The 8,907-nt window shown below is 41.4% G+C and carries 9 protein-coding genes and 1 tRNA gene; 7 read left to right on the forward strand and 3 right to left on the reverse strand.

Translation table 11 applies throughout. The annotated features are described in order from the left end of the window. Window positions 1-157: 157 nt before the first annotated feature. The 5 genes from pdhA to GX437_06025 are packed head-to-tail and all read left to right on the forward strand — an operon-like array spanning window position 158 to window position 5,506. Window positions 158-1,249: a pyruvate dehydrogenase (acetyl-transferring) E1 component subunit alpha gene (pdhA, locus tag GX437_06005; GenBank protein ID NLJ07206.1), complete on the forward strand. Its 1,092-nt coding sequence runs from the start codon at window positions 158-160 to the stop codon at window positions 1,247-1,249. After that, window positions 1,246-2,223 (forward strand): alpha-ketoacid dehydrogenase subunit beta, encoded by a 978-nt coding sequence (locus GX437_06010; GenBank protein ID NLJ07207.1) that lies wholly within the window; start codon window positions 1,246-1,248, stop codon window positions 2,221-2,223. Before pdhA ends, GX437_06010 begins: the two co-directional genes overlap by 4 nt. A gap of 12 nt (window positions 2,224-2,235) precedes the next feature. Continuing rightward, the gene (locus GX437_06015) at window positions 2,236-3,516 is read left to right on the forward strand and encodes a 2-oxo acid dehydrogenase subunit E2 (protein NLJ07208.1); all 1,281 of its coding nucleotides are present in this window, start codon (window positions 2,236-2,238) and stop codon (window positions 3,514-3,516) included. 10 nt (window positions 3,517-3,526) lie between these two features. Continuing rightward, a complete protein-coding gene (lpdA, locus tag GX437_06020; GenBank protein ID NLJ07209.1) occupies window positions 3,527-4,873 on the forward strand; it encodes a dihydrolipoyl dehydrogenase in 1,347 nt (448 codons plus the stop codon). Window positions 4,874-4,882: 9 nt separating this feature from the next. Continuing rightward, on the forward strand, window positions 4,883-5,506 hold the full coding sequence (locus GX437_06025; protein NLJ07210.1) for a hypothetical protein: 624 nt from the start codon (window positions 4,883-4,885) through the stop codon (window positions 5,504-5,506). A gap of 1 nt (window position 5,507) precedes the next feature. Here the strand turns inward: GX437_06025 and GX437_06030 are convergent, their stop codons facing one another. From GX437_06030 to GX437_06040, 3 genes are read right to left on the reverse strand one after another with little or no spacing between them, the layout of a single operon-like run. Then, window positions 5,508-6,215 (reverse strand): hypothetical protein, encoded by a 708-nt coding sequence (locus tag GX437_06030; GenBank protein NLJ07211.1) that lies wholly within the window; start codon window positions 6,213-6,215, stop codon window positions 5,508-5,510. A gap of 31 nt (window positions 6,216-6,246) precedes the next feature. Beyond that, the gene (locus tag GX437_06035) at window positions 6,247-7,089 is read right to left on the reverse strand and encodes a DUF2279 domain-containing protein (GenBank protein ID NLJ07212.1); all 843 of its coding nucleotides are present in this window, start codon (window positions 7,087-7,089) and stop codon (window positions 6,247-6,249) included. A 56-nt stretch (window positions 7,090-7,145) separates the two neighbouring features. After that, a complete protein-coding gene (locus tag GX437_06040) occupies window positions 7,146-8,267 on the reverse strand; it encodes a hypothetical protein (protein ID NLJ07213.1) in 1,122 nt (373 codons plus the stop codon). A gap of 136 nt (window positions 8,268-8,403) precedes the next feature. Between GX437_06040 and GX437_06045 the strand changes: the two genes are divergently transcribed. Continuing rightward, on the forward strand, window positions 8,404-8,763 hold the full coding sequence (locus tag GX437_06045; GenBank protein ID NLJ07214.1) for a dihydroneopterin aldolase: 360 nt from the start codon (window positions 8,404-8,406) through the stop codon (window positions 8,761-8,763). A 30-nt stretch (window positions 8,764-8,793) separates the two neighbouring features. Next, window positions 8,794-8,864 (forward strand) — tRNA-Cys (locus GX437_06050). The last annotated feature ends 43 nt before the right edge of the window (window positions 8,865-8,907 follow it).

Below are 8,907 nucleotides of genomic sequence, written 5' to 3' on the forward strand. Positions count from 1 at the left end.
ACAAAATGGAGAAAGCTCAACTGCCCTGATTTTTAACATTATTGCTTCATTATTTCCTTTTTTTTTGAACAATTCCCTTTAATTTTGTGTTTGAATAAATAAAGCTAATGGCATTAGCTTTGCGTAATTCAGAACCATTTTAAATAAAACCTTAAATATAATGTTTGAAAAATATGATCCTGCTGAAAACAAGATTTTCAGAATCATAGATAATGAGGGTGTAATTATCAACAAAGAAGAGAAAGCCGGTCTTTCACCCGAAAAAATAGTTGAATCCTATAAACAAATGCTTTTTGCCCGCACCGCTGACTTTATGGCTGTTTCATACCAGCGCCAGGGTAGGATGTTTACTTTTCCGCCCAATTATGGTCAGGAAGCCATTTCTCAGGCATTGGCACTGGTTTGGCGTAAAGATGACTGGTTTGTCCCCGCTTTTCGTGAGCTGGGTGCATGGCTGGCCAAGGGAGCAAGCATGAAAGACGTATTTATGTATTTCATGGGCTACGAGGAAGGAACAGTTTTCAGAAATGCCGAAAACATGATGCCTATCTCCGTTCCTATCGGCAGTCAGTTGCTTCATGCAGCCGGTATTGGCTATGCGGTTAACTATAAAAAAGAAGACAAGGTCGTTTTTACTGTAGTAGGTGACGGAGGCACTTCAACAGGTGATTTTCACGAAGCATTGAATTTTGCTGCTGTCTGGAACGCTCCTGTAGTATTTGTCATTCAGAATAATCAGTTTGCCATCTCTGTACCATTGAAGAAACAGACAAAATCCATCAATCTGGCCGTAAAATCAAAGGCTTATGGAATTCCCGGTATTCTTGTTGATGGCAACGATCTGTTTGCCATGTATCTGGCAGTAAAGAACGCAGCCGATTATGCCCGAAGTGGAAACGGCCCTGTACTGATCGAAGCACTCACCTACCGCAAAGGGGCTCATACTACTTCTGACGATCCCACCAAATACCGGACAAAAGATGAAGAAGAACACTGGGACAAAACCGATCCCCTTGTCAGGTTAAAGAAATACATTGAAAAAAATAAGCTCTGGGATACATCAGAAGAGGAAAAACTGATCGAAGAATACAAAAAGGAAATTGACAGGCAATTTACAGAAGCAGAAAACCAGCCACCCTATCCGCTGGAAGATGTGTTTAAATATATGTACGCAGAAATGCCGGATGAACTGAAACAACAGATGGCAGAACATCAGAAATTTTTAAACTGGAAGGAGGCAAGAAAATGAAGGTCATGAATATGGTCCAGGCCATCAATGACGCACTGGACATTAAAATGGGTGAAGACAATTCCATTGTGGTTTACGGAGAAGATGTCGGGGTTGAAGGTGGTGTGTTCCGTGTAACTGAAAATTTACAAAATAAATATGGGGAAGCACGGTGTTTCGATACTCCCCTCGCTGAATCAGCCATCATGGGAACTGCTGTGGGAATGTGTGCTGCCGGGCTCAGACCGGTCATCGAAATTCAGTTCTGCGGCTTCATGTATCCTGCTATGAATCAGTTGATTTCTCATGCCACACGCCTTCACAACCGAACCAGAGGACGCTACAAGGTTCCCATGGTAATCCGACTGCCATACGGTGGCGGTATTAATGCCCTAGAGCTTCATTCCGAAAGCATGGAAGCTGTTTACGGACATATTCCCGGTCTAAAAGTTGTGATTCCTTCCACCCCTTATGATGCCAAAGGTTTGCTGATATCTGCCATCGAAAGTGATGACCTCATTCTGTTCATGGAGCCGAAAAGGATTTACAGGGCTATCAAACAGGAAGTACCGGAAGAAAAATTTTCCATTCCACTTGGAAAAGCAAAGGTTCTTTCTGAAGGAACGGATGTTACTGTCGTTGCATTTGGGGCTATGATACGTGAAGTTCAGAAAGCTATGGTCATGGCGAAACAGGCTGGCATTTCCGTTGAACTGATTGACCTCCGTTCAGTATATCCAATTGATAAAGAAACCATTGCAAAAAGTGTAAAGAAAACCGGAAGGGTTATCACCGTTGCCGAAGGTCCGGTATCTTTCGGCATTGGGGCTGAAATCACTGCACTGGTCAATGAACATTCCTTCCTGTCGCTGGAAGCTCCCCCAAAACGTGTTCAGGGATTTGATGTCATCGTTCCGCTGCCGAAAGGCGAACATCATTACATGATCAGCCCTGAAAAGATTTTTTATGAAATAGAAAGAACTGTGAACTATTGAAAATCATTCACTATGAGATATATTTTTAAATTTCCTGACATAGGAGAAGGACTTGACGAAGGAACCATTGCTGAATGGTATGTTGAAAAGGGTCACAGGGTGGAAGCCGGTCAGCCACTAGTTAAAATGGAAACTGACAAGGTGGTTACCGATATACCGTCTCCCAAGTCAGGGGTTATAGCTGCTGTATTTGGTAAAGTTGGTGAGACCATTCATGTAGGCAACCCCCTTGTGGAAATCGAAATAGAAGGAGTTGCAGGAGAACAAGCTGTTGAAGAAGCCCGAAAGGATTTTACCACCGAACCAATAGAAGAAGGCGCCAGCGTGGTCGGAACGATGGAAGTGGCCGGCAATGCTGCATTTTTACCTGCAGGAGATGAAGGTTTCCCTGCTCAGGAAAAGAAAGAAAAACCGGCACAGCGGAAAGCACTCGCCACTCCTGTTGCACGTGCCATGGCCAAAGAGCTGAATATCGACATCAATGATGTTGCAGGAACAGGGCCTGCCGGCAGAGTAACCATAAATGATATTAAAAAAGCTCATTTAAGTCTCAGCAGTATTCAAAAAACAGCTGTTAAGGTTGCTGAAATTCCCGATCGTATCAGCTTTGAACCGCTTACCCAGATTCGTAAGGCGATTATCCGGAATATGACCGTTTCCAAACAAACCATTCCTCACATGACTGTTCATGAAGAAGTTGAGGTCAGTGAACTGGTCAGAATCAGGGAAAAATACAGGCAACGCTTAGCTGAAGAGCAAATCAGACTTAGTTTTCTTCCTTTTATCATCCGGGCTGTGGCACAGTCACTGGCAAAATTTAAAGTCATCAATGCCCAGCTTGACCTTGAAAATGAAAGGATTATCTTTAAAAATTACATTAACATCGGCATTGCTGTCGATACGCCTGACGGACTGGTTGTTCCGGTAATTAAAGATGCCAATACAAAATCCATTAAGACTATTGCACAGGAGCTGAATGAAATATCTGTCAAAGCCAGAGAAAGAGGTCTGAAACTGGAAGATATGAAAGACGGAACCTTTACAATAACCAACTATGGTTCTATTGGCGGCCTTTGGGCAAATCCTATCATCAATCATCCACAGTCTGCCATTCTGGGTGTCGGACGCATGATAAAAAAACCCGTCATCAAAGATAATCAGGTGCAGGCCGGTATCATTCAACCTTTGAGCCTTGCCGTTGACCACCGCATTGTCGATGGAGGTGAAGTAACCCGTTTTCTCAACCAGGTGATGGAATATCTTTCAGATCCTGTATCACTGATTTTAGATTAAAAAAAATACTATGAAATACGATGTCATCATAATAGGAGCAGGACCTGCCGGTTATGTAGCCGCTATACGTGCAGGGCAGGTTGGTTTGAAAACCGCTCTGATTGAAAAAAAACATGTGGGTGGAATGTGCCTTAACTGGGGCTGTGTCCCGACCAAAGCCATAATTGAAAGCGGAAAATTTTTCAGACGTCTGCAGAAAGCTGAAGAATTCGGTATATCAGGCATTGACCAGAAAAAGATAGTATTTGACTGGGAGCAAGCCACTAAAAGAGCAGGAAAAATCGTTAACCGCCTGACAAAAGGAATTGAATACCTGCTGAAAAAAAACGGTGTTGATATTATCGAAGGAACAGCCATTATCAATGGAAAAGGTTCGGTCAGTGTCAACAATCGTTTGATTGAAGGTGAAAATATTGTGATTGCCACAGGTTCATACCCAATAAAGGTCGAAGGAAATGTAGCCGCTGAAGATATTGTCGAAATTGAAAATCTTTTCAGCTTAAAAGAAATTCCCACTCACCTTGTACTGACAGGCCACGGGCCGACAGTTGCCGAAATGGCTCAGTTTTTCGCTTTCATCGGAAGAAAAGTTACTGTTCTCCTTTCAGATGATTTTATTATTCACGATTGCGACCGCTTTCTGTCTGAATATCTTTTCAAAAAACTTCAGTCTGAAAAAATTACATTCATCAAAGCCCAAAAAATCGACTCTTTTGAAAAAGGGATTCTGAATGCTGCCGGAGAAGAAATCAAATGCGACCTGATCATAAATTGCAACTACCGTAAAGCCATTGTCCCTGATTCAAAAGCAGAACTGGAACTGACGGATGATGGATTTATCAAAACGGATGATAATCTGCAAACCAGCATTGAGGGCATTTATGCCATAGGGGATGTCAATGGCAGAAGTTATCTGGCTCATGCCGCCTCTGCTCAGGGAATATGGGTCATCAACCATCTGAAAGGCATACAAAACAATCTTAATCTCAGGCTTTATCCCCTGAATATTTATACCTCTCCGGAAATAGCACAGATAGGCCATAGCCAAAGTGAACTTCAGGAAATGGGTTTTGAGATAAAAATCAGTGAATTTCCATTGACTGCCAATGCCAAAGCATTATCGGAAGGGAATAACGAAGGACTCATCCGCATACTCTCAGAACCAAAATACGGACAAGTGCTTGGTGTTCAGATTATTGCCGAAAATGCCACCGATCTGATTGCCGAGGCTTCTGTCTATATGCAGTTCGAAGCCACCGTTTTCGACATCGCTCAGACCATCCACGCCCACCCGACTATTTCTGAAATATTTACTGAGGCCGGTTTTGATGCATTCGATAAAGCCATTCACAAGTAGTTCCAAACGGTGGATTTTATTGAGGTTAAAAAATACGACCTTCCTGATTTTCAGATTCTTTCAGAACAAGAATACCCCGATTTCAGATACTTCATCTGGAAACCCGATCGTTATTACCTGATTCTCGGCTCATCCAACAAAGCAGAAACTTCCCTGATTGTGGAAAATGTTCTGAATGACCAGATTCCTGTTTATAAAAGGCCTTCCGGTGGAGAAAGCGTTTTGCTGGGGCCCGATACACTCGTTTTGTCAACCCTGATACACACTCAGAAACTGGAAGACCCTCCCAAACATTTTCATGACTGTAACATACGTATCATGAATGCATTAACGGAGATGGGTGTAAAAAATATATCACAAAAAGGAATTTCGGATATTGCTATCGGCAATAAGAAAATTGCCGGCTCATCGATTTACAGAAAAACCAATATCGTATTTTATCATGCTGTGCTTAATGTAGCCGAAAGTCCCGAAAAGCTTGAAAAATATCTGGCAATGCCTTCCAAACAACCCGATTACCGACAAAACAGACCTCATCATGAGTTTGTTACTTCCCTTAAAGCCGAAGGCTATGATTTTGGTGAGCAGTTCCCGTTAATATTGGGAAGGATGCTTAATCATTCAGCTCCCTGATTTATTCATCCTTGATTTTTTTCACTCCGTGCCCTTCTTTTTTTGGCTTATAGTTTCTCTTTTTATACAAGGGGTCTCTCTTTTCCCAGCCTTCAATTTCAGGAGGGAACAAGCCAAATTCTGAATTCTTCTTAACTTTTGAAGGCTCCTTATAGCGGATGGCTTTCTGAAAAGCCAAAGTTCTTTTTTTAGCTGTTCGTCTTGTTTTAAAGGGGCTCTGTTCGATATTGGCCGAATGGTAGCGGGTACGGTCAGGACCGAATCTTCCGCTTTCAATATTGGCAACATGCCTGTATCCGCCTCTTGTTTTGAATGACATGGCTTCGATATTGGCACTTTTACGTGGACGGTAGCCCGATTTGAAAACCCCTCCTTCTATGTTGGCCCTGCCCGGCATCCGGTATCCCGACCTGAAAGTTCCTGACTCTATATTTCCTCCTTTTGGGCGAAAAGAAAAGTCGAAACCCTGACGGTAATCAATTCTTTTGACCGGACGAAAATGCTTGTAATGCGTCCTTATACGCATATTTTTTGTCCGGTAGCCTCTGGTATGCCTGTAATTGGGTGTCCCTCCCATTGACCAGATGCTCTTCGGACTGGAATAATAATGATTCGGGGCACACATTCCACCCGGACAACCTGATTCGGCACATGAGCCTAATAAAATCAGAAGACAGTATGATAATATTAACCAGAAAAGAGTTTTCATGTCAGGCAAAGATACATCAGCATAGAGTATTTCAGAAGTATAAAGGATGAAACCTTACCCCATGCCTGTTGAATTCGAGAGCAGGAGCAGGAAATTTGATAACAGATACACATCCGAGTAAAAGTTTTAAAAACTTTTTGTCAGTCTTAATTTTCCATGTATTGACATCAAGTGCCAGATAAAACTGCCGGTAACGGCTCAGATAGGAAAGCGAAGGCGGAGCATCTTCCGGTCTCCCCGAAACCATTTCTTCTGCACCATATCCTATGCTTAATGCCAGCCAGTCGGGTAATATTTTTTTCCCATGATAAAAGTCGTTTAATGAGGCTGACAACCAGATAGTGGCACCATTGTAATCTTTCAGCAATTGCTGAATCAGATTTTCACCGAGCTCTGAAGGACGCAGGTCGGCATAAGGAGTCGGATGAAATGAATATTTGACAAGAATTTTCTGCTCATTCCAAAGCATGTATTGAGAAAATACCAATGCTGAACCTAAAGTATTTGCTGTCAGATCTCCTGCTGAAGCTCCCCATTTGGCTGAAAAACCATCCAGTATCTCTATAGGTGTCTGAAAAATAATACCATACAGACTGCCGAAAATGATTGACTTACGGTCGCTCAGCCCTGTCCACTTCAGCGCATGAATACCCAGCAGGCTTTCATAATAGGCGGTGGTAAAATGCCCGACTTTGTCAAACTGAAGCCATTCCCTGTTATCATTAAAGAAATGAAAGGGAGAACGATCATATCCTGCATACCATAACTGGTTGAGACCCGTCAGGCTGACTGAATATACCGCCACACTTCCGCCACCTACCAGCAACAGCCGTTTCCGGTTAACTGTATTACTATCTTTTATCTGCGAAAACAAGGTTAAATTTTCTAAAAGGAATAGAAATAAGAAAAACAGACTTAACTTATTGATTCTCATTCCTCTGCTTTAATTACTTCAGGTCTGAAATTTCTGAACCTGCCTGAGAACAGTGCATCCATATTTGCTCTCGTATCAGCCGGATTGACAGGTATATCATTTATTTTAATCAGATAAAGCCTGAATCTGTGTTGTAAAAGATAATCCTGCAACGAAATGGCATTAATGGTCAGGTTCAGGGTATCGAGGTTGGCGGGAGTCAAAGAATAAAATGTTTTTCCAAAAACCTGCGGTGTCAGTTTCAGAAGATATTGCCTGATCTGACCTCCTTCCAAACGAAGCATCTCTGTAACTTCGCATTTGGTAATCAGGGGCTTATTGTTCCTGAAAAGAGTATAAATATCTTCTCCGGCATAAAACCTGAAAATATCCTTCGAGCTTTTAACAAAATCTTCCAGTGTCTTAAAAATCAGGTAAGCACCACTGTCGTAATCAAAATTATGAATCTCATAGGTAATTGTTTTGCAGGGAATTATTTCAACTGCATTCAGGTTTTTTGCCTTGCTGCCAAATGCTTTGTTCTTTATCTCATTTCCTTTGAGATACTGTTTTTCAGCCTTTGCTCCCGTCTTGGTGATAACCGGAGCATCATCGAAATAAATCAGGTCGTAAGAAAAAGCCTTGTTCATAAAAATCTGATAAAATGTAGTCTGGCAGAAACCATTAATAGTAATACTGACATAGTTAGCTTTCAGAAAGGGCAAAATATCATTGATGTCAACATAGCCAAGGCTAACTTCTTTCTCCTGTTTGTTAGCAGCACTGAATCCAAAACCCACGATATTGAAAGAAGAATGACCCGAACTGACACTCCAGTATTCATAAATAAAAAAATTTTCTGCTTTTGTAAAAGAAAGCTCCTGATTTTGCTCAAGCCCCTTGAGGTTATCAAAATCAATAAGATATGATTTGAGAGGCGAATCCCATAATTTTATTTTATTTTCCCTGACCAGATAATAAACCAGTTCCAGATAACTGCTGACAATATTATAACCCAATGAATCAGGCTGCAAACTTTTGTTTACCAATAAAATAGCCTTTTTATTCTGATAGCCGAAACTACCTGATGAAAAAAACAGACAAGCAATTGATAAAAAAATAATCAGCTTTAATTTCATTATAAAACAACAGCTTTTCGGAAAGATAAAAGTTTAAAAGTAGTAAAAACCACAAATTTTCAAATAAAAATCCGGCTATAAAAATACCGCTAAAAATCAAATGCATAATATTGCAACTGAAAAAAAATAAGCATTCATGCTGACAATCGGGCTTAAGGGAATAAAAATAAAAGCACCTGTGGGAGTTTATGGCTGGGAAAAAATGCAGGGACGTAAATACAATATTTACATAGAGCTTCATCTGAACATGGATGCTGGAGCCATGAAAGACTCACTTTCAAATACGGTGAATTATGAAGATGTTTATGAACTGGTTATCCGGGAATCAGAACATCCGCTGAATCTGGTTGAAAGCTTTTCGGCATTAATCGGGCAAAGAATACTTGAGAACTTTCAGTCTGTTGAAAAAGTTAAAATCAGAATTGAAAAAGAAAGGCCACTACCCCGTGCTAACCTTGAAGCCGTTTTTATTGAAAGTGAATTTGTACGGAAATAATTTTTGTCTTTATCTTTGCACCCGCAAAATGGTCCCGTGGCCGAGTGGCTAGGCATTGGTCTGCAAAACCACGTACAGCGGTTCGACTCCGCTCGGGACCTCCCCAAACCCCTCTTTCGAGGGGTTTTTTATGCTTACCAAAAG

Source organism: Sphingobacteriales bacterium, assembly GCA_012517435.1.
Taxonomy (GTDB): Bacteria; Bacteroidota; Bacteroidia; order CAILMK01; family JAAYUY01; genus JAAYUY01.